At 71.2% G+C, this 24,614-nt stretch carries 23 protein-coding genes and 1 tRNA gene; 9 read left to right on the forward strand and 15 right to left on the reverse strand.

Features of this window, described 5'->3' with window-relative positions; all coding sequences use genetic code 11:
- Positions 1 to 18: 18 nt before the first annotated feature.
- The 5 genes from PSC72_RS02405 to sdhC all read right to left on the reverse strand — a co-directional run bounded on the left by PSC72_RS02405 (position 19) and on the right by sdhC (position 5,534).
- Positions 19 to 1,380: a glycosyltransferase gene (locus PSC72_RS02405; protein WP_274324302.1), complete on the reverse strand. Its 1,362-nt coding sequence runs from the start codon at positions 1,378 to 1,380 to the stop codon at positions 19 to 21.
- A gap of 454 nt (positions 1,381 to 1,834) precedes the next feature.
- Positions 1,835 to 3,400 (reverse strand): (R)-citramalate synthase, encoded by a 1,566-nt coding sequence (locus PSC72_RS02410; protein WP_274324303.1) that lies wholly within the window; start codon positions 3,398 to 3,400, stop codon positions 1,835 to 1,837.
- Positions 3,401 to 3,564: 164 nt separating this feature from the next.
- A complete protein-coding gene (locus PSC72_RS02415; protein ID WP_274324304.1) occupies positions 3,565 to 4,593 on the reverse strand; it encodes an LLM class flavin-dependent oxidoreductase in 1,029 nt (342 codons plus the stop codon).
- A gap of 64 nt (positions 4,594 to 4,657) precedes the next feature.
- A complete protein-coding gene (locus PSC72_RS02420; protein ID WP_274324305.1) occupies positions 4,658 to 5,014 on the reverse strand; it encodes a DUF192 domain-containing protein in 357 nt (118 codons plus the stop codon).
- A gap of 73 nt (positions 5,015 to 5,087) precedes the next feature.
- On the reverse strand, positions 5,088 to 5,534 hold the full coding sequence (sdhC, locus tag PSC72_RS02425) for a succinate dehydrogenase, cytochrome b556 subunit (protein ID WP_274324306.1): 447 nt from the start codon (positions 5,532 to 5,534) through the stop codon (positions 5,088 to 5,090).
- Positions 5,535 to 5,663: 129 nt separating this feature from the next.
- Here sdhC and PSC72_RS02430 point away from each other — a divergent pair, with 129 nt between their 5' ends.
- The 3 genes from PSC72_RS02430 (at position 5,664) to PSC72_RS02440 (ending at position 7,530) form a co-directional block, all read left to right on the forward strand.
- Positions 5,664 to 6,338 (forward strand): helix-turn-helix domain-containing protein, encoded by a 675-nt coding sequence (locus tag PSC72_RS02430; protein WP_274324307.1) that lies wholly within the window; start codon positions 5,664 to 5,666, stop codon positions 6,336 to 6,338.
- A gap of 62 nt (positions 6,339 to 6,400) precedes the next feature.
- Entirely contained in the window at positions 6,401 to 7,027 is a 627-nt protein-coding gene (locus tag PSC72_RS02435; protein ID WP_274324308.1) for a DUF7097 family protein, read from the forward strand.
- Positions 7,028 to 7,059: 32 nt separating this feature from the next.
- Complete coding sequence (locus tag PSC72_RS02440; RefSeq protein WP_274324309.1) at positions 7,060 to 7,530, forward strand: VOC family protein; 471 nt, start codon at positions 7,060 to 7,062, stop codon at positions 7,528 to 7,530.
- Positions 7,531 to 7,564: 34 nt separating this feature from the next.
- On the opposite strand, the gene PSC72_RS02445 is transcribed toward PSC72_RS02440, so the two are convergent.
- Entirely contained in the window at positions 7,565 to 8,626 is a 1,062-nt protein-coding gene (locus PSC72_RS02445; protein WP_274324310.1) for a lysylphosphatidylglycerol synthase transmembrane domain-containing protein, read from the reverse strand.
- Between the two features lie 132 nt (positions 8,627 to 8,758).
- A complete protein-coding gene (locus tag PSC72_RS02450) occupies positions 8,759 to 9,832 on the reverse strand; it encodes a lysylphosphatidylglycerol synthase transmembrane domain-containing protein (RefSeq protein ID WP_274324311.1) in 1,074 nt (357 codons plus the stop codon).
- A 128-nt stretch (positions 9,833 to 9,960) separates the two neighbouring features.
- Between PSC72_RS02450 and PSC72_RS02455 the strand changes: the two genes are divergently transcribed.
- The 4 genes from PSC72_RS02455 (at position 9,961) to PSC72_RS02470 (ending at position 13,136) form a co-directional block, all read left to right on the forward strand.
- Complete coding sequence (locus PSC72_RS02455) at positions 9,961 to 10,509, forward strand: GMP synthase subunit A (RefSeq protein WP_274324312.1); 549 nt, start codon at positions 9,961 to 9,963, stop codon at positions 10,507 to 10,509.
- A gap of 170 nt (positions 10,510 to 10,679) precedes the next feature.
- Positions 10,680 to 12,551: a DUF2070 family protein gene (locus PSC72_RS02460; protein WP_274324313.1), complete on the forward strand. Its 1,872-nt coding sequence runs from the start codon at positions 10,680 to 10,682 to the stop codon at positions 12,549 to 12,551.
- A gap of 61 nt (positions 12,552 to 12,612) precedes the next feature.
- Complete coding sequence (locus PSC72_RS02465) at positions 12,613 to 12,735, forward strand: hypothetical protein (RefSeq protein ID WP_274324314.1); 123 nt, start codon at positions 12,613 to 12,615, stop codon at positions 12,733 to 12,735.
- Positions 12,732 to 13,136 (forward strand): hypothetical protein, encoded by a 405-nt coding sequence (locus PSC72_RS02470; RefSeq protein WP_274324315.1) that lies wholly within the window; start codon positions 12,732 to 12,734, stop codon positions 13,134 to 13,136. The genes PSC72_RS02465 and PSC72_RS02470 overlap by 4 nt, the downstream gene beginning before the upstream one ends.
- 242 nt (positions 13,137 to 13,378) lie before the next feature.
- Here PSC72_RS02470 and PSC72_RS02475 read toward each other — a convergent pair.
- Positions 13,379 to 13,463: transfer RNA gene (locus PSC72_RS02475), tRNA-Ser, on the reverse strand.
- Positions 13,464 to 13,633: 170 nt separating this feature from the next.
- Between PSC72_RS02475 and PSC72_RS02480 the strand changes: the two genes are divergently transcribed.
- The gene (locus PSC72_RS02480; RefSeq protein ID WP_274324316.1) at positions 13,634 to 14,581 is read left to right on the forward strand and encodes an AAA family ATPase; all 948 of its coding nucleotides are present in this window, start codon (positions 13,634 to 13,636) and stop codon (positions 14,579 to 14,581) included.
- 6 nt (positions 14,582 to 14,587) lie between these two features.
- On the opposite strand, the gene PSC72_RS02485 is transcribed toward PSC72_RS02480, so the two are convergent.
- Positions 14,588 to 14,944, reverse strand: coding sequence for a DUF5789 family protein (locus PSC72_RS02485; protein ID WP_274324317.1), 357 nt, complete (start codon positions 14,942 to 14,944; stop codon positions 14,588 to 14,590).
- A 160-nt stretch (positions 14,945 to 15,104) separates the two neighbouring features.
- A complete protein-coding gene (locus PSC72_RS02490) occupies positions 15,105 to 15,404 on the reverse strand; it encodes a hypothetical protein (RefSeq protein WP_274324318.1) in 300 nt (99 codons plus the stop codon).
- Between the two features lie 117 nt (positions 15,405 to 15,521).
- On the opposite strand from PSC72_RS02490, the gene PSC72_RS02495 reads away from it, so the two are divergent.
- Positions 15,522 to 16,838 carry a BNR-4 repeat-containing protein gene (locus PSC72_RS02495; RefSeq protein ID WP_274324319.1) on the forward strand — a complete coding sequence of 439 codons (1,317 nt, stop codon included), beginning with the start codon at positions 15,522 to 15,524 and terminating at the stop codon, positions 16,836 to 16,838.
- A gap of 52 nt (positions 16,839 to 16,890) precedes the next feature.
- Here the strand turns inward: PSC72_RS02495 and PSC72_RS02500 are convergent, their stop codons facing one another.
- The 5 genes from PSC72_RS02500 to PSC72_RS02520 all read right to left on the reverse strand — a co-directional run bounded on the left by PSC72_RS02500 (position 16,891) and on the right by PSC72_RS02520 (position 24,583).
- The gene (locus PSC72_RS02500) at positions 16,891 to 17,382 is read right to left on the reverse strand and encodes a DUF7519 family protein (RefSeq protein WP_274324320.1); all 492 of its coding nucleotides are present in this window, start codon (positions 17,380 to 17,382) and stop codon (positions 16,891 to 16,893) included.
- Entirely contained in the window at positions 17,379 to 19,487 is a 2,109-nt protein-coding gene (locus PSC72_RS02505) for a DUF58 domain-containing protein (protein ID WP_274324321.1), read from the reverse strand. Before PSC72_RS02505 ends, PSC72_RS02500 begins: the two co-directional genes overlap by 4 nt.
- Positions 19,484 to 20,530, reverse strand: coding sequence for a DUF4129 domain-containing protein (locus PSC72_RS02510; RefSeq protein ID WP_274324322.1), 1,047 nt, complete (start codon positions 20,528 to 20,530; stop codon positions 19,484 to 19,486). Before PSC72_RS02510 ends, PSC72_RS02505 begins: the two co-directional genes overlap by 4 nt.
- A gap of 26 nt (positions 20,531 to 20,556) precedes the next feature.
- Positions 20,557 to 22,227 carry a hydantoinase B/oxoprolinase family protein gene (locus PSC72_RS02515; RefSeq protein WP_274324323.1) on the reverse strand — a complete coding sequence of 557 codons (1,671 nt, stop codon included), beginning with the start codon at positions 22,225 to 22,227 and terminating at the stop codon, positions 20,557 to 20,559.
- 343 nt (positions 22,228 to 22,570) lie between these two features.
- Positions 22,571 to 24,583: a hydantoinase/oxoprolinase family protein gene (locus PSC72_RS02520; RefSeq protein WP_274324324.1), complete on the reverse strand. Its 2,013-nt coding sequence runs from the start codon at positions 24,581 to 24,583 to the stop codon at positions 22,571 to 22,573.
- Positions 24,584 to 24,614 lie beyond the last annotated feature (31 nt).

Below are 24,614 nucleotides of genomic sequence, written 5' to 3' on the forward strand. Positions count from 1 at the left end.
ATCGACCCGCCGACCGCCTCAGCCTTCTTTGCTCGCGTGGAACCACTCGCCGTCCCACGTGATCGCGTACTCGACGGCGCCTTTGACGCCAGCGAGCCCGTACAGCGGGAAGACGACCGGGGCGAGCAGCCACCCGACGCCCACGCCGTCGACGTGGCCGCCGACGGCGTCGACGGTGCGGACGAGCAGACTCACGCCGAGGACGGCCGCCAGCAGTACCGCGATCAGGGCCTCCCGCCCGGTCGCGGCGAGCACGGCGACCTTCGAGACCATCGAGAGCAACAGCAGGTTCCCGAACACCGCGCCGGCACAGGTCGCGAGCGCGACGACGCTCCGCCACTCCAGCGGTCGCAGCCCCGCGAGACGGCGATGGAGGACCTGCGCGTAGCCGGTCATCCAGCGCTTGCGCTGGCCCCACCAGTCGCGACCGCAGTGGGCCGCCTCGATGGTCGAGGGCCGGGAGAACAGTTCCTCGACGGCGAGGTCGGCCTCGAAACACCGGAAGGCGAAGTCGAAGTCCTCGGTGAGCATCGCCGTGTCGTAGCCGCCGACGCGCTCGAAGGCCGACCGCCGCAGCACGACGGCGCGGCTCGACACCATCCTGAACCCGGTGAGCAGGCCGAGCAGTCGGTGGCTGAGCTCGTTCAGCAGGACCGACTCGTAGTAGGCCAGCGTCTCGACGAGACCGTCGGGTTCCGGGACCGTCCGGCCCTGGACCGCGTCGGCGCCCTCGGTCAGGCGCGCGACGGCGCCGCCGACGAACCCGGGGTCGACCCGCTCGTCCGCGTCGAACACGGCGACGACGGGCGCCTCGGTCACCTCGGCGGCGTAGTTGACCGCGCCGGCCTTCGACCCCGGATAGCGGGTGTTGACGAGCCGGTCGACGCGGGCGTGCTCGTCGGCCAGCTCCGCCGCGCGGGCGAGGCTGGCGTCGTCGTCGGGTTCGGCGACGACGGTCACCTGGAGGTTCGCGTACCGCGAGTCGAGCAGGCTCTCGACGCTCCTGTCGAGCGCCGGGGCGTCGCGATAGACCGGGACGACAGCGGCGACGCGCGGGCCGTCGGTCACCTCGACGTCGCGCTCGCCGAAGCCGGCGAGTTCCGCGACCATCACGAGGCCGGACAGGGCGACGAACCCGGAGAAGCTCACCATCGAGACGGCCGCCTCGATGACGACGATCGCGCCGACGGCGAGCAACGGCGGGTCGATCGACACGCTGACCGAGCCCCGCAGGTAGCCGAAGGCGACGACCGCGGTGACGACCGCGGCGAAGGTCGCCTCGTCGGTGAGCCGGCGGATCCACTCACCGACACGGCCGTCGAACCTCCGGGTCAATCGCGGGACGACGGGCAGTTCGAACCAGCGAGTCGGGTCGATCACGCGTTCCACCTCACGGGATGCGGCGACGATGGCTGTCGGAGGGAGGGGCTGCGAACGGGGACCATCTCGTTCGGAATGTCACTCGAACTGTACTTGAGTGCTTCGCCACCGAGACGCCGCGGCGGGTGAGGGGTTTTGCGGCCGTCGGCCGAAACGATCCCATGGGATCCGACGGCCTCGTCGACCTCGACCAGGAGACCTGGGTAGTGCTCGCGAAGTACTACCTCGCGATCGCTGTCCCGTTCGGTGCCGTGCAGACCGACGCCCGGCTCTCGGCGTGAGCGGCACGGATCGTAGTCCGGTGAAGCATCCGGCACGAAGCGCCGGTTCACCGGACGCGAGGGAACGAAGTGACCGAGTCGTCCGGTATTTTTCTCCAGGTTTTTGCAGACGGTGGTGCCCGCAGCGAGGCCGGAGGCCGAGCGAGGACACCCTCGTCTGTAAAAAGTGGGTTCTAGTCGTCGGCGATGACGCGGTCGTCGCTGGTCGCGACGAGGCGGTCGATGGCGTCGACCATCGCCTCGACCGAGGCGCGGGTGATGTCTGAGTCGCTGGCGGTGACGGTCACGTAGTCGTCGCCGCGGGACATCTCAACCTCCACGGTGACGATGGCGTCGGTCCCGCCGGTGATGGCGTCGACGTGGTAGGACTCCAGATGGGTGTCGAACGAGCGACCCAGCGCCGACTGGACGGCGTTGATCGCGGCGTCCACGGGACCGGAACCGATCTCGGCCTCGGTTCGCTCCTCGCCGTCGACGAGCAGTGAGACGGTCGCCGTCGGCGTGTTGCCGCCGGCGACGGTGGTCAGTTCGGTGATCTCGACGCGGCGGTCGTGCTCGCTGTCGGTCACGTCCTCGGCGATGGTGAGGAGATCCGCGTCGGTGACGCGCTTGCCGCGGTCGCCGATCTCCTTGACGCGGGTGACGATCTCGGCGAGTTCCTCGTCGGTCACCTCGAAGTCGTGCTCGTCGAGCGCGGCCTTCACGCCGGCGCGGCCGGCGTGTTTGCCGAGCGCGAGCCGGCGTTCCCGACCCACCTTCTCGGGCGGGTAGGGCTCGTACATCGCGTCGTCTTTCAGCGTGCCGTCGGTGTGGATGCCCGACTCGTGGGTGAAGGTGTTCTGACCGACGACCGCCTTGTTCGGCGGCAGCGGGATGCCCGTCGCGTTGGCGACGAGCTCCGCGAGGTCGTACACCTCGGTGAGTTCGAGCGTCTCGACGCCCCAGCCGTGCGAGAGGGCGATCGCGACCTCCTCGATGGCGACGTTGCCGGCGCGCTCGCCGATGCCGTTGACCGTGCCGTGGACGACGTCGGCGCCCGCGGCTATCGAGGTCAGTGCGTTCATCACGGCGAGGCCGAGGTCGTCGTGCGTGTGTGCGCTCACCGGCCCCAGTTCGGAGAGGCGGGAGACCGCTTCGAGCGCGCCGTCGGGCGTCGCGTGGCCGACGGTGTCGGCCCAGCAGATGCGGTCGGCACCCGCCTCGAGCGAGGCCCCGAGGAGTTCTTCGAGGTAGTCCAGGTCGGCACGGGAGCCGTCCTCGCCGATGACCTCGACCCACAGGCCGTGGTCCTTGGCGTACTCGACGAGTTCGACGGTGTTCCGGACGTTCTCCTCGTGGGTCGTCCCGACCTTCTCGGTGATGTGGCGGTCGCTCGCGGGCACGACGAGGTTGATCCCGTCGACGTCACAGTCCAGCGCGAGGTCGATGTCGCGCTGGATGCCGCGACAGAAGCTCGTGACCGTCGCCGCCAGGTCGAGTTCGGCGACGCGCGAGATGGTCTCGCGCTCGCCGGGACCGGTACAGGCGCTGCCGGCCTCGATGAAGCCGACGTTCGCGCGGTCGAGCGCGCTGGCGATCCTGGCTTTCTCGTCGGGCGTGAGCGAGACACCTGGCGCTTGCTCGCCGTCGCGCAGCGTCGTGTCGAGAAACTGTACGTCTCCTACGTCAGAGAGGTGAGTCGTCTCGGGATGGTCCCCGAAGAGGGTCGTCCCTTCGCGCTCACCGGAACCGTCACTCATGACGGAGAATTTCGCGGCCAGCCGCCGTGAGGCGACTTCCTCTATCCTCCGTGTCGGTGTAGTCCGACATCGTATGCTACCGTGAAGCGAGCGGTCCTAATTAAACCGTCGGGTTCGGCGCCGCGGTGGTCGTGCGGCGGTGTGACGGCGGGGCGGCGGACCCCTCAGCGGGGCGTCAGGCCGACGCCGTCCGCCAGCAGTTCGTGCGAGCGCAGCGCGTCCTCGTGGTCGGCGACGACGTGCTGGATCATCACCTCGTCGACGCCGACGCGGTCGGCGAGCTGGCTCAGCAACCCGTCGAGCGTCTCGGGGCTCCCGGAGATGGCCCGCGGCCACTCGTCGGCATCGAGCGTGGCCGGCGTCGGCTCCGGGACCGACCCGAGTTCGTCGATGGCCTCCTCCACCGACGGCGTAGTCCCGATCTCCCCGCGCGCCATCCGCTGGTACGACGCCTCGGCCATCGCTCGCAGCCGCGCCGCCTGCTCGTCGGTCTCTGCGCAGACCGCGTTCACCGCGACCATCCCTTCCGGCTCGTCGATCCCGCCGGCCAGTTCCGACGGCTCGAACTGTTCGCGGTACTCCTCGAAGGCCGGCTCGGCGAACTGCGGCCGGATGAACGCCGCGAAACAGAAGCGCATCCCGAGTTCGCCCGCGATCGCCGCGCTGGACGCGCTCGATCCGAGCACCCACGGCACCGGCGGGTCCTCGCCCGAGCGGGCGATCTCCAGGTCGGCGTAGGGGTGGTCGTCCGGGTAGTCGTCGTAGAGGTGGTTCGCGACGGCCTCGATCTTCTCGCTGTGGTCCTCGTCCGGGTTCGCGACGCGCCGCTCGGTCCCGAGCGCGCGGTCGGCCGCGGGCGATCCGTTCGCCCGACCCAGCCCCGCGTCGACGCGGCCGGGCGCGAGCGCGTCCAGCGCACCGAACGCTTCGGCGACCTTGAACGGGCTGTAGTGGTTGAGCAACACCGCGCCCGAACCCAGCCGGATCGAGTCGGTCTCGGCGGCGAGGTGGCCGAGCAACACTTCGGGGGTCGTCCCCGCGATCTTGCTCGCCATGGCGTGGTGTTCGGCGACCCAGAACCGCTCGTAGCCGAGCCGCTCGGCCTGCTGTGCGGCCTCGACGGTGTTCGCGTAGGCGTCGGTCGCGGTCCCGTCGTCCGGGACCGGAGAGAGGTCGACGACAGAGAGGTCCATATCGGAACTCGTGGACTACGAGGGATAAACAGCGGGAAAGCGGCACGCTCGCCGCGGCGGTCGCTCACTCCTCGCCGTCGAGGACGACCCGGTCGCCGGGCTCGACGCAGTCGGCTGCGCCGCCCGGGAGTTCGACGAAGCGGTCGGCCTTCGCGACGCCGGCGCCGCGCCACGGCGCGAGCGTCTTCACCTGCACCACCTCGTCGTCGAGCAGCCAGACCACGTCCAGCGGCGTCCGCACGAACAGCATGTGGACGTCGCGGTAGCTCGTCCGGTCGAAGTCGAACACGAGCGCGTAGCCGTCGGGCAGCGAGGACTTCCCCATCAGCCCCTTGACCTTCGCGAACAGCGAGTCGGCCGTCTCGACGTCAGTGGCGAGCACCCGGGCGTCGCCGTCGGCCGACTCGTGGACGAGGCGCATGGCTTGCGATCCGCGTCGGACGGGAAAACGGTTGCGGCGCCGCGCTCGCGAGCGTCGATCCCACGGCGAGTCCTCAGATGTGCCCGCCGAGGAACGTCGGGATGCTCCCCACCACGATGGCGCCCGTGACGACGAGCGAGACGTAGAAGCTCCGGTCCTGGGCCTCGAGCCCGAAGCCGAGGTCGACGAACAGCAACCGGACGCCGTTGAGGATGTGGAAGACCGCGACGGCGAGCAGTCCGACTTCCAGGAAGCGGACGAAGAGCAGGCTCTCCAGGCCCTGAATCGTCTCCGTGTAGGCGACGGTCCCGCCGTTCGCCGAGGGGATCACCGTACTCAGCACCGGGATGTGCATGAACAGGTATCCGATCAGGACCCACCCGCTGAACTTGTGGAGGAGCCAGGCCCACATCCCGGCGGAGAACTCGGTCCAGCGGTCGAACGATTCGACGGTCCCGCGGTCGTAGGTATCGGTCCCGCGGTCGTAGGTATCGGTCCCGCGGTCGTAGGTATCGCCCATACGTCGACCGTCGACCGCGCACCGTCTGGCGCTACTGCCGCAGATTTCCGGCTGGTTTAAGAGCGCGGTCGTCGGCCGGACCGCGAGCCTCCCCGACCACTTTTGGGAACGGGGGCCGCGCCGGTGAGCATGAAGCGCGTGCGGATCACGCTCGACCCGCCAGAGGTCGCCATGCCGCCGGTGTACGAACTGCTCACCCGCGGCGCGAGCTACCTCCACGAGGTCCACATCGTCAACTGGAACGTCGCGACGCCGCCGGCCGCCTTCCTCCTCCGACTCGGCGGCGACTGCGAGCGGTTCGCGGCCGAACTGGACGAACGCGCGGACGAGTTCCCCGACTTCGAGCGGGAGACCCTGCCGATCGGCGACGGCGCGTGTTACTGCTTCCTCGCCGGCGAGGTGGGACCCGCCGCCCGCGCGCTGTTCGAGAACTTCACGCGGGATAGCCTCCTGACGGTCCCGCCGGTCGAGTGCCACGCCGACGGGAGCAGCACCTTCACGCTCGTCGGGCGGGACGCCGACGTGCAGGCCGCGGTCGACGGCGTCCCCGCGGGCGCGAACGTGACCGTCGAGGAGGTCGGCGGCGGACGGGTCGCCTCCGAGAGCGTCGCCGACGAACTCTCCGCCCGGCAACGCGAAGCGGTCGCGGCCGCGCTCGCCATCGGGTACTACGACGTGCCGCGCGAGGCGACCATCGAAGCGGTCGCCGACGAACTCGACTGCGCGACCGCGACCGCCGCCGAACACCTCCGGAAGGCCGAGTCGACCGCGATGTCCGCGCTGTTCCGCGAGCGCGGTCGGTGAGGCGGCTGCGGACACCGCCGGCGAACCGACAATTGAAATCGTTCGAGCGCGACGCACCGGGCATGGAGAAGACGCCCTCGGGGACGTCGGTGGGGGTCGAGGACCCCTACGCCCACGTCGACCGGTGCGACCACTGCACCGACGACGGGCGCTGCCGGTTCGCCGTGGAACAGGGCGAGCGCGACCCCGAGTTCGCGAACGCGCGGAGCCGCGACGACTTCCGGTGTCCCGTCGTGGGCGACCTGGACGAGGAGGGGCTCACCGGTCCGTGGGAGTGGGCCGACTGCCCCCACTTCCGCGCTCGCAACCGCGACCGGGAGTGCGAGCGCTGCGGCCTCGAAGAGCACCGGATGGCCCACGACGACGAGCGGCCGCTGCTGGAGGAACATCACCTCTCCTATCGATCGGGGTCTCGCGAGGGGGACGGCGACCCGAGCCACGAGATCACCGTCTTCCTCTGCCGGTGGTGTCACGCCAAGGTCCACAAGTCGTGGGCCAGCGTCGAAGACGACGTGAACCCCGATCCCGAGGCCATCGCAGAGCGCGAGGGACGGCGTTCGCGCGAGCAGGCGGAACTGGGGTTCCAGTCGGCGGCCGAGCGATTCGGGGGCGAGGGCGACGACGAGGGCACCGACGAGGGCGGCGACGCCGGAGACGGCTTCGACGCTGGCGGCGGCTTCGACGCGTAGACTTTTGCGCGCGACGGTCGAACTAGCGTGGTATGACCGACGAGAGCGCCACGGACGGGGCGGGGCCGACGCACCCCCACGCGGTCGGCCACGTCCACCTGAAAGTGCGGGACCTGGAGCGGGCGCTGGCGTTCTACCGGAGCGTCCTCGGTCTCGACGTGACCGAGCGCGAGGGGCGCTACGTCTTCCTCTCGTGGGGCGAGCGCCACCACGACGTGGCCCTGCAGGAGGTCGGCGCGGGCGCCGACGGGCCGGGCCCCGGCGTCGGCCTCTACCACGTCGCCTTCGAGGTGGAGGCGCCGAGCGCGCTCGCGGCCGTCTTCGAGCGCCTGCGCGACCGCGAGGTGCAGGTCAGTCCGGTCGACCACGGCATCAGCAAGGCGCTGTACTTCGCCGACCCCGACGGCAACGGGATCGAGGTGTACCTCGACACCCGCGAGTCACGGGCAGAGACGGCGTGGCGCGGCCGCAACGAGCGGTTCGACCCGACGGAACTGGCGTGAGGCGCTCGACCGGGTAGTCGAGACGCCGCGCCGTTCAGACGGTCTCGTCTTCTTCCCCGGGAAGGAGCGGCGCGTCGCGGACGCCGAACGAGAGCGCGCCCGCGGCGATCCCGCCGACCAGGACGACGAACCAGTAGTTCGACAGCCGGAAGAGGAACACCGCGGCGGTCGCCGTCGGGAGGTCGACCAGGGCCATCGCCGCGACGACGGCCGCCAGGGCCACCTCGAACCCGCCGAGTCCGCCCGGTAGCGGGACGACGTTCAGCAGCGTCACGACGGGGATGGCGAAGACGACGAGCATGAACGGGACGTGCGATTCGATGGCGAGGAAACTCGTGTACAGCGGGAGCAGGAAGAACACCCAGCCCGTGATCGACAGCGCGACTGCGGCGGCGATGCCGCGGCGGTCGCCGGCCAGTTGCCCGACCACTGCGGTGTACCGTTCGAGCGCGTCCCGGACGCGGTCGGGCGCCAGCGCCGCTCGGGCTCGGTCGGAGAGCCGTCCGACGGTCCGTCGGAGCGCGCCGGCCGTCGCCAGCAGCGCGCGTTCGAGGGTGGCCCGCCGGTAGACCGCCAGCAGCGACAGCCCCAGGATGCCGACGGAGATGGCGACCATCGTCACCAGAACGGTCTGGAGGAGCGCGCCCGTGGGGCCGCGGCGCGTGAGTATCAGCACCGCGAGGCCGACGACGGCGATGACGAGCGAGGCGACGACGTTCAGGAAGGCGAAGACCGTCGCCGCCGCGAGCGCGGAGTCGTGGGGCGCGTCGGTCTCGGCGCTGACGGTGTACGACAGCAGGACCGGCCCGCCGCTCTGGCCCATCGGGATCACCTGCTTGAGGAACTCGCCGCTGAGGTAGGCCGCGCGATAGCGCAGGCCGCCAACGGCGTGACCGGTGCTCCCGATCAGGCGGCGCACCGCCTCGCTCCAGCAGGCCAGCGCGACGAGTACCGACAGGAACCCGACCGAGAGGACGACCGGGTCCGCCGTCGCCAGTTCCGAGAACACCGCCTCCGGCCCGACCGCCAGCAGGAACCCGCTCACGGCCAACAGTGCCAGCGCGAACCCGCCGACCAGCCGGAGACGACGTGACATACTCGTGAACAGAGAACCCCGGCCGGTAAAAATCGTCCGGCGGCGACGCGAGCGGAGACAGTCCAGCGATTGCGCAGAGAGCTGTTCGGCGACGGGCCGAGAGAGCCATTTTGCGACGCGGACCGAGCGGGCTCACTCCGCTTCCGCGGGCTCCCCGTCGGTCGGACCGAGCGGGCTCGGCGGGTCGGCCAGCCGGACGGAGACCGCGAGCGAGGCGAGCCCGCCCAGCATGACGACGAACCAGTAGTTCGACAGCCGGTAGAGGAAGACGCCGGCCGTCGCCGCCGGGAGGCCGATCCCGACGAGCGCGACGACCACGCCCGCCAGGGCGACCTCGAACCCGCCGAGCCCGCCCGGCAGCGGGACGATGTTGACCAGGCTCAACACGGGAACGACGAGGATGACGAGCGCGTAGGGGACCGGCTGGTCGATGGCGTGGAAGCTCGTGTACATCGGGAGGAGGAACAGCGCCCACCCGACCAGCGAGAAGGCGGCCGCGCGCCACACCTGCCAGCGGTCGGCGAGCGCCCGGTCGAACGCCACGTAGTACGTCTCGAACGTCGCCCGCACGCGGTCGGCCGCGAGCGCCGAGTGCGCCCGCGCCGAGGCGCGGCCGACGGTCGCCCGGCCGCCGGCCGCGAGCCAGAGCACGAACCGCTCGACGAGCGCGCGGCGGTAGTAGACCAGGACCGCGACCGACAGCAGGAACGCCACTGCGATCGCGAGCCCGGTGACCAGCGCGACGAAGACGGGGCCGTCGGTGGCCGTCCCCGTCGCGAGCAGCACGCCGAGCCCGGCCGCGGCGAGCGCGACCGACGCGCCGATGTTGACGAACTCGACGACCGTCGCCGCCGCGAGCGCCTCCTCGTAGGGGGCGTCGGTCTCGCGACTGACCGCGTAGGAGACGAACACGGGGCCGCCGGAGTGGCCCATCGGGACGATCTGCTTGAGGAACTCGCCGCTCATGAACGCCGCGCGGTACCGCGGCCCGCGCACGTCGCACCCGATGCTCACCAGCAGGCGCCGCAGCGCCTCGCTCCAGCAGTAGAAGGCGCCGACGACGGCGAGGAAGCCGACGGCGAGGACGGCCGGTTCGGCCCGCGAGAGTTCCCGGAGGACGCTCGCCGGTCCCACGAACCAGAGGAACCCCCCGACCGCCAGCAGCGCCAGCCCGAACCCGAGCACGACGCGGAGTATCCGTCGCATCTACCGACGGGACGCGGGCGGGACCTATAAACGCGCTGGCATTCCCCCACGCGCTGGCGGTCGCGCTGTCGCGCCGGGAGCTGTCCGTTCCGGACTCCTTTTACCGTCCGGCGAGTTACGGAGCGGTAATGACCCGTATCGACGTCGTCGACAACCACGGCCAGTTCACGCACCTGGAGCAGCGCGCGCTCCGGGACATGGGCGTGGACGTGGAGCTCGTCGACAACGACACGCCCCCCGAGGAGATCGACGCCGACGGCCTCGTCCTCTCGGGCGGCCCCTCGATGGACCGCATCGGCAACTGCCCCGACTTCCTCGACCTGGACGTGCCCGTCCTCGGTATCTGCCTCGGCCACCAGGTCATCGCCCGCGAACTCGGCGGCGAGGTCGGCGAGGGCGACTACGGCGGCTACGCCGACGTGACCGTCGACGTCCTCGACGACGAGGACCCGCTGATCGGCTCGCTCGCCCCGGAGACCCGCGTCTGGGCCAGCCACGCCGACGAGGTCGAGCGCGTCCCCGAGGGCTTCGAGCGCACGGCCGAGAGCGACATCTGCGGCGTCGAGGCGATGAGCGACACCGACCGCGACCTCTACGGCGTCCAGTGGCACCCCGAGGTCGCCCACACCGAGCGCGGCGAAGAGGTCTTCGAGAACTTCCTCGCCATCTGCGAGTGATCGCCCGACCGGGAGAACGCGCGGTCGGCGGTGCCGGTCGACGGGGCCGATTCTGCCACCGACGTCGACCGAAAACGCGATCGTGAGCAGTCGAACGGCCCGCTGACGGGCGTCTGACGCAACTCCAACGTTTAAAGTGATCGTACAGTCATGGGTGTACAACGATAGTCATGACGACCAACCAGGGCAATCTCGCGGGCCTCTCGCGGTTCGTGTTCCGGGCGCCCAGCTGGTACTCGAGCGTCGGGTTCGCGCTGCTCATCGCAGCGGTGATCGGCGTCGCCGCGTTCGACTCCCGGTTCGTCTTCGAGGACGCCTGGGAGGGCCTGTTCTACATCGGCCTGCCCACGGTCGCGGCGAGCGTGTTCACACCGTACGTCGACCGGAAGCTCGGCGGTCAGCTCACGCGCAACCAGGCCTCGCTGCTCGCGCTCGCGTGTGAACTCGCCACGATAGCGGTGCTGACCGTGGCCGCCGTCGTCGCCGTGCTCACGCCGCTGAGCCAGGCGTTCGTCGTCGACGCCCTGCTCGTCGCGCTGGCGTCGATCTTCGCCCTGCGGCTGTTCGTCATCATGGCCGTCTCGCGCCAGCGACTCGCCGTCGCCTCGGCCGCCGCGAGCATCCAGACCGTCTCGGCCGCGCTCTTGCTGTTCGTCTACAGCGGGACGATGCGCTACCTGGAGTGGGGCGGGCCGGTCGCCCGCGCGTTCCTCTTCCGGGCCGACGAGGCGCCCGAGCGCATCGCGGAGATGCAGTACATCGACCCCGGGAAGTTCGCCATCCTCGCGGCGCTGTGCGTGATCTACGCCGGCGCCGTCTGGCTGTTCCTGACGGTCATCGACCAGCCGTGGCAGCGCAGCCTCGGCGTCAGCGTCCTCGACTTCGTCCGCGGGTTCATCGGCCACGTCGCCGAGGGCAGCCACGAACTGGAGACGTTCTTCGAGGACATCGGCGAGGACGCCCTCGTCCCGGTGAGCGTCCTCTCGTTCCGCCGCCCCGAGGGCGGGGAGAAGGCGCGGTTCGTCCTCCCGATGCTCCACCCCGGCCCGATGGGCGAGATCGGCGGCGGCAACCTCCCGCGGCGCATCGCCGAGCAGGCCGACGGCCTCGCCTTCCCGCCCCACGCCACCGCCGGCCACGACTTCAACCTCGTCACCGAGCGCGAGGTCGACACCGTCATCGACACCGCCGAGACCGCCTACCAGCGCATCGAGTACGACGCCACCGCCACGAAGTCCGTCCGCGTCACCGAGGGCGAGGCGACCCTGACCGGGCAGGCCTTCGGCGACAGCGCGTTCCTCGCCTCGACGTTCTCCCCGCAGTTCGCCGACGACGTCGAGTACGCGGTCGGCCTCTCGGCCGTCTCGGAGGCCCGCACCGACGACCTCACCGACGTGATGCTCGCCGACGCCCACAACTGCAACAACGGCCTCGACGGCGAGGACCTGGGCCACGTCGTCCCCGGGAGCAAGCGCTCGTTCGACATGATCCACGGCGCCAGCGAGGTCGGCCAGCGGCTCGCGGCCGCCTCCCGGGGGCCGTTCGAACTCGGCGTCGCCTGGGACGAGACGCCCTGGGAGCCCGAGGACGGTATCGGCCCGCTGGGCGTCCGCGTCGCCGTGTTCGAGACCGACGGCCAGCAGACCGCCTACGTCTTCGTCGACGGCAACAACATGGTCCCGGGGCTACGCGAGCGGATCGTCTCCCGGATCGACGCCGTCGACCGGCTGGAGGTGCTCACCACCGACACCCACGTCGTCAACACGATGGAGGCCGAGAACCAGGTCGGCGACGCCATCCCCGAGGCCGACCTGGTGGCGCTCATCGCCGACCTCGTCGACCGCGCGAAGGCGGACCTCGAACCGGTCGAGGCGGGCATGGAGAGCGAGACCGCCGAGGTGACCGTCTTCGGCAACGACCGAACCGAGATGCTCGCCTCGACCGCCAACGCCGCCGTCTCCATGGGTGCCCCCCTCGCCGGCGCCATCATCACCGCCGCCCTCGCCGTCTCCGCGCTCATCTTCCTCGTCGCGAACTTCTGACGGCTCGCCCGCGGGCGGTCTCACCGAAACGACCAACAGGCGACCGGCCGTCTCCCAGCGCGTGAAGCGCACGCTGACCGCCGTCGGTCCGGCGCTGCTCGTCCCCGCCGCGTGGGCGGTCGTCCTGGCCGCCGTCGTCGGGCTCGCTACTCGCGACGCGCTCTTGTCGCCCTCGCCGCGATGACCGCCCTGCTCGGCGCGTTCGTCGTCGGTACCCGTGACGAGCTGGTCGGTCCAGTGCTCGGGCTGTGGCGCTGGGTGCTCGTGCTTGGCTTCGTGATCACGCTCGTCGGCACCGCCGACCTGGCGGTCACGCCCGCCGACGACCCGACGCTCGCGGTCACGCTCTACGGCTGGGCGGTCCTCCCGGCGCTCGCGCTCGTGGCGACGGCCGAGTCGGTCGAGTCTCCTTACGGCACCGTCTACCTCACCGGGTGCGTGCTCTCGCTGGCCGGCGCCGCCACGCACGCCCTGGCCGGCTCGCCCGTCGATGCCGGCGTGGGCATCGCCGTCGTCGGCCTCGGCCAGACCGCCGCCGTCGTCGCCGCGGTCGTCCAGAACGCCGACGCCGGCAACCAGGACTGATCGGGCAGCGGCCGAGTCGGCCTCGCCCGCTTGCGCTGCGACTTCCAGGGCTCGAATCTCGACGGTGGTCACACTGACTCGCTTCGAGTCAGTGAGAACGCCGAGGAGGAGATTTGAACTACGCCGAGACGGTCGCTCGCTTCGCTCGCGCTGCGGCTCGTCTACTTCAAATCACACGCGGCGAGCACGTCGTTTCGATGCGAGAGCGATAGAACACTCTCGCGGAGATGAAACGACGAGAACGCCGAGGAGGAGATTTGAACTCCTGAGTCCTTGCGGAGACCTGCTCTCGAAGCAGGCGCCTTGGCCAGGCTAGGCTACCTCGGCTCGTCTACCAGTAGACGGAAGCCGACTTTATCGGTTACGGTTTGCGGGAGGGCGTGGGGACGAGTGTCGGGGGGCGACCGATCGGGGCGAGCGAGGCCGAGCCGCGACCGCGCGGCGCCGCTCGTCCCGGCAACCAAACACCTAAAGTGTCGGCAGACTCACCGGAATCCATGGACGTCACCGAAGCGAGCGCGGAGTGCGAGCGGGTCCTCGACGAGATCGGCTCGGCCGTCATCGCCGACCGCGAGTTCCTCGAAACCGTGTTGCTGGGCTTCGTCGGCCGGGGCCACGTCCTCATGGAGGACGTTCCCGGGACCGGCAAGACGCTCACCGCCCGCAGCATGGCGACCGCCCTCGGCCTCGATTTCTCACGGGTACAGTTCACGCCCGACCTGTTGCCCGCCGACATCACCGGCACGCACGTCTTCAACGAGCGCGAGCGCGAGTTCGAGTTCAACGAGGGACCGCTGTTCGCCAACGTCGTGCTCGCCGACGAGATCAACCGCGCGCCGCCGAAGACTCAGTCCGCCCTGCTGGAAGCGATGGAGGAAGAGCAGGTCACCGTCGACGGCGACACCTACGACCTGCCCTCGCCCTTCTTCGTCCTCGCGACGCAGAACCCCGTCGAGATGGAGGGGACCTTCGAACTCCCCGAGGCGCAGGTCGACCGCTTCCTCGTCAAGACCTCCATCGGCTACCCCGACGAGGCCGGCGAGGAGGAACTGCTCCACCGCCGCCTCGCGCGTGACGAGCAGAGCCCCTCGGTCTCGCCGGTCCTCGACCAGGACCTGGTCACGAGCCTGCGCGCCTCGCCCGAGAGCGTCCGCGTCGACGACGACCTCGTGACGTACGTCGCGGCAATCGCTCGCGCGACCCGCCAGGACCGGCGCGTCGCCGTCGGCGTCTCCCCGCGCGGGACCCAGCGACTGCTGGAAGCGACTCGCGCCCGCGCCGCGATGGTCGGCCGCGAGTACGTCACCCCCGACGACGTGAAGCGGGTCGCCCAGCCGGTGTTGGCCCACCGCGTCGTCCTCACGCCGGACGCCCGCGTCGACGAGGTCCAGAAGTCGACCGTCGTCGAGGCCGTCCTCGACGAAGTCCCCGTCCCGACCGTCTGAGAACCGTCACTCGGAGCCGCGGTCCTCGACCTGCTGTTCGTTGTCCTCCTGCATCTCCTCGTGGTCGATGTCGTCCTGATCGGACCCGCCGCGATCGGAGTAGCGCTGGCGGCCGACCGACTCGGCGGGCATCATGTTGAGCATCCCCTGCCTGAGTTCCTCGTCGGACTCGAAGGTCTGGTCGCCCGTCCCCTCGAAGAGGTCGCGGATCGAGATCGGGTCGGCGCTGGTGCGTTCGATCTCCCTGTCGCCGTATCGCTCGACGAGTTCGCCGGCCGAGACCGGATACGAGACCTCGTCGAACACCGACTCGATAGACCCGAACTCGACGCCCATCTCGTGGTCGTTCTCGTCCTCGCTCATGACAGTGCTGGGGCCGGCCGGTGCAACTTCCTTGACCTTGCATTTCCCGGGCCGAGGACGAGGGCTGAGCCGCCCGCTCGGGGCTCGTCGGCGACGGCGGAACGACAGTTCGCGGGGAGGAGCGACCGGCAGGCGTCGGGCGTCGGCGACTCGCGGTCGGTTACGGTCCGGCGCCGGAGTCGTCGGGCGTGTTCCCCAGGAGTTCCTCGGCCTGATCCCGGAGCGAGTCGGGGATCTCGCCGCTCTCGTGGAGCGTCTCCAGCGTCGCTTTACACTGCGGGTGGCCGAGCTTCGTCATCGCGAGCTCGCGGTACCGGCTCTCGACGCCGTCCGCGCGGACGATCTCTGCAAGCATGTCGCACTCGTTGGCGGTCTGGAGCCCGTCGATCGCCTGCTCCCGGGATTCCGACTCCCGGGCGTCGTCGAGCGCGATCTCGAGGTTTTCCTCGGGTGTACTCATCTATCCGGGATTCGGTAGCCAGGCGCAAAGGCGGTCGGCTTTCAGTAGCGTCCCGGCGCTCCGCCGGTTCCGCGACCAAAACTGTATTGCTGGGCCGCCGGAAATCTGGGACAACCGATGGCTCTGAGTCGACCGGATCTCACAGGCGCGTGGTGCTGGTTTCAGGAACCGAGAGTCGTGGCGACGCAGACGGCGACGTTCGTCGGCTGGACCGAGTTCGACGACCAGGGAACGGTGGGCGTCGCCCGGTTCGACCACGAGGACATGACCTTCGAGGTCAACCGCGAGGTCGGGACCACGCCCGCGCTGGCGCCCGACGACCACAACTCACCGGCGGTGTACGTCCGGCGCGACGGGCGGATCGTCGTGTACTACACGGCGCACAACAAGCCCGACGGCAACCGCTACCGCGTCTCCGAGGAGCCCGACAGCATCGACAGCTTCGGCGAGGAGCGGTCGATCCCCGACCACAACCAGTCGACGTACCCGATGCCGTTCCGGCTGGCGGACCCGGAGACCCTCTTTTACTTCTACCGGGACGGGCCCGACGACGGCAGTCCGAGCACGTTCTACTTCTACCGGTCGCGAGACGACGGCGAGACGTGGTCCGAGCGCGAGCGCCTGTTCCAGATCGAGGGCGACGACTACTCCGGGTACGTCAAGGTCGCCGCGAGCGACGAGCGGCTGGACATCTGTTACTCCCGTCACCCGCGTCCGGCCCCGCTCGGGAAGTGCGACGTGCGCCACTTCTACTACGACGGCGCCGACGACCAGTTCAGGGACAGTCACGGAAACCCGATCGAGACGCCGATCCGCGAGGAGGAGATGACGAAGCTGTTCGACGCGGAGGACCGCGGCGAGCGCGGCTGGATCTGGGACGTGATGACCGACGGCGCGGAGCCCGCAATCGTCTTCTCGTCGTTCACCGACGGCGACGAGGCCGACCAGCGCTACTACTACGCGAAGTTCGCCGACTCGTCGTGGACGGTCAGCGAAGTCGTCGAGACCGACCACGTCTACGCGACGTACACCGAGGACGGGGTGACCGAACAGGAGTACGCGCCGGGCGTCTCCCTCGGGCACCTCCAGGGCGACGACGTGCTGTACCTCTCGCGGGGGCCGAAGTCGCGGGAGGACAAGCAGAACGGGCTCGACGTCGAGCGGTGGCGCGTCGGCGACGACTACGAGACGTTCGAACGGGACCGCGTGGTCGAGCGCGGGACCGACAGCAACCAGTTCCGCCCGGTCGCGCCGCGGTCCGTCGGCACCGAGGAACGCGACTCGCCGATCCGCGCCGTGTGGATGTGCGGCCAGTCGCGAGCGCCGTACAACTACCACGACGTCGAGGAGACGCTGCAGCTGAAGGCGGAAATCGAGACGGCGAACGGCCGCGAGACGGTGCGGATGGACGAGTGGGAGTCGTTCGAGAGATAGATCACCGGTCGCGGTAGCCGGGCGTGGCAGCCGTTTTCGCGGGCGACGGTCGTCAGGGCTCCAGCGCGTAGAGCAGCAGTGCGCTCCCGACCAGCAGGAAGACGAGGACGCTCGTCGGCAGCGAGGCCGAGGCGAACAGGTAGACCGCGAGCGCGAGCGTGCCGGCCGAGAGCGTCGTGATCGTCGCGCCGCCCGCGTGGACGAGCACCGAGCGGCGGACCGGCGCGTCGCGGCCGAGGTGGTCGGCGAGGCCGACGACGTGCTGGGCGGTCGTCCACATGACGACGGTCGCGGCGGTGACGAGCAGCAGGATCGGCGGCGGGGCGCCCTGCACGCCGGCGAACAGGAGCGCGCCGAACACGAGGCCGCTGCCGAGCGTGACGCCCCGTCGGGAGGCCCGGTCGGTCGCGACGCCGACGAGCGCGAGGCCCGCGAGCGCCGCGGCGGCCGCCACGAGGTTGACCGTCAGCCCGAGCACGGCGACCACGCCGGGAGCGACGGCGATCCAGACGGAGTCACGGGCGGGGCGACGGACGACGCTCACGCCGACCACCTCCGGTGGGCGGCGTCGAGCGCGGTCTCCAGCGGCCGGTCGGTGTCCCAGTCGACGACGCGCACGCCCGAGCGGCGCAGACGAGAGATCCGCATGGCGCGCTCGACGGCGGCGAGGCGCTGGCCCGTGGTCGCGCGGGCGGTCACGTCCGGGCTGACGACGGTCACGGGGAACCCGCGGGCGTGGAGCTGGCGCACGATCGCGACCGCGCCGTCGTCGCACAGCGGCGAGCACAGCAGGAGCTGCGCGTCCGCGGGCAGTTCGCGCCTGAGGCGGCGCTCCTCGATCTCGCCGTAGAAGTCGCCGTCGGGCGGTCGGCCGTCGAAGGCCGCGTGGGTCTCCAGCAACCGGCGGGCGCGAGCGCTCTGTGCCGCGCCGCCGCGGGGTTCGAGCCAGCACCACTCGGGCGAGAGCGCGGCCAGCCCCACGGAGTCACCGGCGCCGACCAGCGACGAGATGACCACGTCCGCGGCGGCGACGGAGTGCTCGACGGCCGAGCGAGCGTCGACCCGCGGGGCGACGTAGGCCTCCTCGCGGGCGTCGATCAGGAGGACGACCGTCGCGGCGTGCTCCTCGCGGAAGAGGAGGGTCGCGAACTCGCCGGTGGCGGCGACGCGGTTCCAGTCGATGCGGCTCATCGGGTCGCCGCGCTGGTACTCGCGGACGGAGTGGAGTTCGACGCCGCTGCCGCCCGTGTCGGTCACCACGCGGCCGACCCGCTGGGCGGTGTGGGGGTGGACCGGGATCGACTCGTCGGCGGCGAGTTCGAGGTCGGCCGCGAGGACGGCGCCCGACTCCGCGGCGACGTGGCGCTCGCGTTCGAGCGCGCCGCTGAAGTCCCGGACGACGACGTGGACGGGGTCGAAGGCGTGCTCGCCGCGGACCGCCTCGACGGTGTACGAGAAGGAGACAGTCTCCTCCGGACGGAGCGCGGTCGCGAAGCGGGGCGAGCCGTCGACGACGCGGACCGCCGGCGGGACGCCGTCGACCACCCGGAGGTCGGGCGCGAGCGAGTCGCTCGTGTTGGTGACCGAGACCGTGACCGTCACCTCGTCACCGGGCGCGGGCTCGGCCGGCGCGAACTCGCGCTCGACGGACAGCGAGACCGGCGGCGGCGAGGACAGGTAGACGTAGCCGGCGGCGCCGGCGACGACCGCGGTCGCGACGACGAGCCCCGGCGGGACGTTGGCGTGGCTGGCCCAGAGGCCGACGCCGATGCAGAGCAGGCCCAGCCCGGTCAGGCCCGTCCAGCGGTCGGTGCGCCGGTCGACCTGCCGGCGCGTCGGCGCGCCCGTTCGTCGTATCTCCGGGCGGTCGCCGTCGTCCTCGTCGCTACCACTCTCGTCACCTCGACCCGCGCTCGGGTCGGCGGTCGCGCCGGCCGCCACGTCGCCCGCGGAGAGGCCGGGCGCCAGTTCGGTGAGTTCGGCGATCACGCGGTCGGCGTGGGCGGCGAGCTTCGACCCGCGGCCGACGAGCGTGCGGACCTGGTCGCTGGTGGAGGAGACCCGCGACTCGCCGGTGAGGAACTGGGCGGCGACGGCGTCGTCGGTCCAGGTCCCGTCGTCGACGCGCTCGCGGGCCTCGGCCTCGGGGATCCGCTCGGCCTGGGCGTAGATGGAGACGGCGGCCTCGCGCAGGCGCTCGACGACGGTCTGGCGGGCGGAGAGCCGGCGCCCGCCCATCCCGTGGACGGCGCCGTGAAGCAGCGAGTCGAACTCGGTGCCGGGGACCGACACCGACTCGCGGTACTCCACGTCCGCGGTCTCGGCGGTCGACACCGCGGCGAACGCGCGCCGCACCATGATGAGCGCGCCGAGCGCGAGCGACAGGCCGGCGACGAACGTCACGAGCGTCGCGTCGAACGGGAGTTCGGGGACGGCGTCGACGCCGACGACCGCCGCGATCCCGAGCACCACGATGACCAGGCCGAGCGCCGCCCGGATCGGGTGGTCGCGGATCGACGGCGCCTGCAGTTCGACGTCGCCGGCGACCGCCGCGTCGACGGCGTCCATCGCTGCGCCGGTCGCGTCGCCGCGCTGGAGTCGCTGGTCCGTCGCAGTCCCCGGGTCCGGGTCCACGTCGTCGGGACTCACGCGTCCTCACCCCCGTCGGGGGTCTCCTCGGCACCGTACTCGTCGTCGCCGGGGTCGCTGCCCGCCGCGTCCCCGGAGTCGTTGCCCGTCGCGTCTTCGGAGTCGGTGGCTACGGCGGCCCCGGCGGTCTCGCTCGCGGCCGTCGCGTCGACGCCCTCGTAGTCGGCTTCGATGGCGCGGAGCGTCTCGGCCGCTCGGCGCTCGTGGGCCTCGCTGACGGGTTCGTCGCCGTACCGGACGCGCTCGAAGAGGTCGGTCAGGTCGTCGACCCGCCCCTCGTCCATGCCGGCCGTGACGGCGGCGTCGGCGAACTCGCCGGGCGTGCTCGTCGCCGGGTCGGGGACCTGGAGGGCGGTCGTCATCTCCTCCCAGGCCGCGTAGACGGCGTTCGACGAGTCGCCCTCGTGGTCGTCGATCCGGTCGGCCGCCCGGCCCGCCGCCTCGGCGACGGCGGACGTCTCCTCCGGTTCGGGCTCGGAGGGCGGTTCGGGGTCGACCGACGCGTCGACGCTGGCGCTCGCGTAGTAGACCAGCCCGACCGCCATCGCGAGCGCGAGGCCGATGACGCCGAACGTGAACACGGGCGGCATGTCCCGGCTCTGCTCCTGGGAGGTCTCGTCGGCGCTGCCCATCTCGCCGCCGCCCTGGAGCCCGTCGGTGGTGTTCTGCGCCGCGCTCTGGATGGGCTGTAGGGCGTCCACGCCGGTCACGAAGTAGATGATTGCCAGTAGCACGACGAAGAAGCCGATACCGAGGAGCGCCCCCAGCACTCGCGAGCGGCCGAGGAGCACCACCGCCGGGAGCGCGAGGACGACGAACGCCGCGATCAGGAGTTCGACCCAGAAACCGCTCAACCCGAGCGATTCGCTACCGGTCTCGTTGGACGGCGGCGGCTGACTCTGCGGCCGGTCGCTGGACCCCGGACCCGACCCCTCGCCCGGCCCGCGCTCGACGCCGTTCGTGGCCGCGAGCGTCGAGGCCGCCAGCGCGAGCGCGACCACGCAGAGGACCACCGCCACCGCCGCCAGCGCTCTGTCTACCATGAACTGAACAGTCAGTCAGCGATAACTTAATCGTTGTTGTCGTCGGACCCGTCGATTCGCCCGTCCGCGCCGTCGCCGACCGAGGAGGATCGATCCGCGGTGGGGTCGCCGTGCCCGCCGCCGCCCGGCGTCTCGACGGTGACGGTCGTCCCGGCCTCGACCGCTCGGGTGACCTTCGACGGGACGCGCTCGCCGTCGATCCGGTTGATCCCGACCGCCCCGTCCCCGCCGCCGGCGATCCCTCGCGGCGCGTGCCGACGGCGCTCGGTGAGCAGCGAGACCGTCGCGTCCGTCTCCACGCGGATCGAACGGACCAGCCCGTCGCCGCCGCGGTGAGCGCCGTCGCCCCCGCTGTCCCCGCGAAGCGCGTAGCGCTCGACGCGGAGCGGGTAGGCCGCTTCGAGGGCTTCGACCGGCGTGTTCAGCGTGTTCGTCATCCCGACCTGCACGCCCGAGAGGCCGTCGCCGTCGGGGGTCGCGCCCGCCCCGCCGCCGACCGTCTCGTAGTAGGCGAAGTCGGCGTCGCCGACGACGACGTTGTTCATCGTCCCCTGCCCGCCCGCGGGGACGCGCTCGGGCGCCGCGTCTGCCAGCGCCGCGAAGACGACGTCGGTCACGCGCTGACTCGTCTCGACGTTCCCGCCGACGACCGCGGCCGGCGGGTCGGGATTCAGCAGCGATCCCTCGGGCGCGCTGACGCTGACGGGCTCGTAGCAGCCGTGATTCGGCGGTATCTCCGGGTCAGTAATACATCGGATCACGAAGTATACGGCACTCTTGGCGACGGTCAGGGGGGCGTTCACGTTGCCGGCGACCTGATCCGCGGTCCCCGAGAAGTCCACGTCGACCGTCGCGCCGTCGACGGTGACGGCGACTTCGATCGGGATGTCCTCGTCCGTGACGCCGTCGCCCTCCATGGCGTCGCCGGCGCGGTAGGTGCCGTCCGGGAGGTCTCGGAGTTCCGCCTCGACGCGCTCGCGGGAGTAGTCGATCACCGCTTCGAACGCTTCGAGTAGGCTGTCGCCGTGGTCCGCGAGGAGGTCCGCGATCCGTTCCTCGGCGCGCTCGTTCGCCGCGATCTGCGCGCGGAGGTCCGCCCGCCGCTCGTCCGGATTCCGGACGTTCGCCAGGAGCAGCGCCTCGACCTCGTCGTCGATCTCGCCGTCGGCGACGAGTTTCGTCGGTGGGATGCGGAGCCCTTCCTGGTGGACGTCGCGGGCGCCCGCGGGCATGCTCCCCGGCGCCATCCCGCCCACGTCGGCGTGGTGAGCGCGCGAGACCGCGTAGCCGACGACGGCGTCTTCGGCGGAATCGGGATCGTCGATCTCACCGTCGGTGTCGGCCGCATCTGTCTCGGTTCCCGGCGCGATCGGCGAGACGAGTGTGATATCTGGCAGGTGCGTCCCGCCGGCGAACGGGTCGTTGAGGACGAACACGTCGCCGGGTTCGGGGTCGCGGTCGAGGACCGCGTCGACCGCCTCGGGCATCGCCCCCAGGTGGACCGGGATGTGTTCAGCCTGGGCGACCATGCGTCCCTCGGCGTCGAACAGCGCCGTCGAGCAGTCGCGCCGCTCCGTGATGTTCGGAGAGTACGCGCCGCGGACGAGCACCTGCCCCATCTCCTCGGCGACGCTCTCCAGTTGGTTTCTGAGAATCTCCAGTTCGACCGGATCGAGATCGTGGTTCTGGGTGCTCATGTGTTCATTCCTCCGTGAGTCGTGGCGCTGGACCGATTGCCGTGGTGAGCAGCGACAGCGACGCCGACGAGCGTTGAAAGCCCCCGACTGCTGCGGTCCCGGGGTTCGCTGCGCTCCTCGGTCAGTCGCGTCGCTCCTTCCCTGCGGTGCTTGCTTCGCCCGGGTTCCCGCAGCAGTCGGCCCCTTTCAGTCCCGCCCCGCGAACGGCACCGCCAGCAGCCACACGCCTCCCCAACCGACTGCGTTGCTCGCTGCGCTGCGCTACTCATCCCTCGCACGACTACGTCGCGCGCATGAAAGCGCGCTCCAGCGCGCGCCGGCCAGTTAGTCCGCCCGTTCACACTCATTCCTCGCTCGCCTCCAGCACGAGCGTCCCGTCGGCGTCCGCGCGGGCCGACCAGTCCGGGGGGAGGACGACGGTGCTCTCGCCGCCGGCGAAGACGGCCGGGCCGTCCACGTTCACGTCGACGGGTACCCGGGCGCGGTCGTACACCGGCGCGCGGTAGAACCCCGACGGGAAGAACACGTCGCGCTTGCCCAGCAGCGGGTCGCCCTGGGGGTCGTAGGCGATTTCGGGTGGGTCACCCGGTACGGTCGCGGTCACGCGGCAGGTGATCAGGTCGACCGGTTCGTCCATGCGGTAGCCCCGGGCGCGCTCGTGTTCGGCGTGGAACCGCTCGCGCGCGATCTCGGGGTCGAACGGGTCGGGCGCGTCGACGGGGAGTTCGAAGCTCTGGCCCTCGTAGCGACACTCGACCCGGCGCTCGATGGTCGCCGCGTCGGGGTCGCTCGCGTCCGCGAGCACCTCCGCGGCCAACTCGTCGAACACTGCCTCGACGGCCGCGGTGTCGAGGTCGGCGAGCGGACCGCGGTGCGTGCGGGTCGCGTCGTGGCGCTCGTCGGCGGCGAGCAGGCCCAGCGCCGAGAGGACGCCGTTGCCGGGCGGGACGACCACCGTCTCGATCCCCAGTTCGTCCGCGAGCGCCGCCGCGTGCATCGGTCCCGCACCGCCGAACGCCGCGAGCGCGAAGGCGCGCGGGTCGTGACCCCGCTCGACGGTCACCCCGCGGATGGCCCGGGCCATCGTCGCGTTCGCCACGCGGTAGACGCCCTGTGCGGCGTCGATGACGGTGTCGAGTCCCGCCTCGTCGGCGAGGTCCTCCATGACGGCCTCGGCCCTGTCGGGATCGATCTGCAGGTCCTCGCCGAGGGTCGTGTCCGGGCCGAGATACCCCAGCACGGCCGCCGCGTCGGTGACGGTCGGCGCCTCGCCGCCCTTCCCGTAGCAGGCGGGACCGGGGTCGGCACCGGCGGATTTCGGCCCGACGCGGAGCGCGCCGCCCTCGTCGACCCAGGCGATTGAACCGCCGCCCGCGCCGACCGTGTGCACGTCGACCATCGGGACGCCGACGGGATGGCCGCCGACCGCCCCGTCGGTCGTTCGCTCGACGCTCCCCTCGCGGACGAGGCTCACGTCCGAGGAGGTCCCGCCCATGTCGAAGGTGACGAGGCCGTCGCGGTCGGCGCGCTCGAACCGGGCCGCGCCGACGACGCCCGCGGCCGGCCCCGACAGGAGCGTCGTGACCGCCCGCTCGCGGACCGTCGGCGCGTCCGCAATGCCGCCGTTCGACTGCATCACTCGCGGCGCGGGCACGTCCCGCTCCTCCGCCCGCTCGGCCAACCTGGCGAGGTACTCGTCGACGACGGGCGTCACGTACGCGTCCGCGGCTGTCGTCGCCGTCCGCTCGTACTCGCGGAACTCGGCGAGCACCTCGTGGCTCGCCGAGACCGGGACGTCGAGTTCCTCGCGGAGCAGTTCGGCGACCCGGCGTTCGTTCTCGGGGTGGGCGTAGGCGTGCAACAGCGAGACCGCGACGCTCTCGCAGTCGCCGTCCAACCGCCCGGCGAGTTCGCGGACCGAATCGGGGTCGACGGGCGTCTCGATCCCCTCGGTCGTCGCCCGCTCGGCGAGTTCGAAGCGTCGCTCGCGCGGGACCAGCGGCTCGGGTTTCGTCGCCGAGAGGTCGTAGAGGGAGGGGCGGTCCTGGCGGCCGATTTCGAGCGCGTCCCCGAACCCCTCGGTCGTGACGAGCGCCGTCAGCGCGCCCTCGCCTTCGAGGACGGCGTTGACCGCGGCCGTCGTCGCGTGGCGGAACCCCTCGATCGCCGACGGGTCGACGCCGGCCGCCTCGCAGGCGACGTCGATCCCGCGGACGACCCCTCGGCTCTGGTCCTCGGTGGAGGGGACCTTCGCCGTCGTGAGGTCGCCGTCGACCAGCAGCGCGACGTCGGTGAACGTCCCGCCGACGTCGACGCCGAGCAGCGCCCCCCGGGCAGCCGCGTCGTTCGCGTTCATAATCGACAGTGGGCGGGCGCGCCGATAAGCG

It is taken from the genome of Halosimplex aquaticum (genome assembly GCF_028747785.1).
In the GTDB taxonomy this organism is placed as follows: Archaea; Halobacteriota; Halobacteria; order Halobacteriales; family Haloarculaceae; genus Halosimplex; species Halosimplex aquaticum.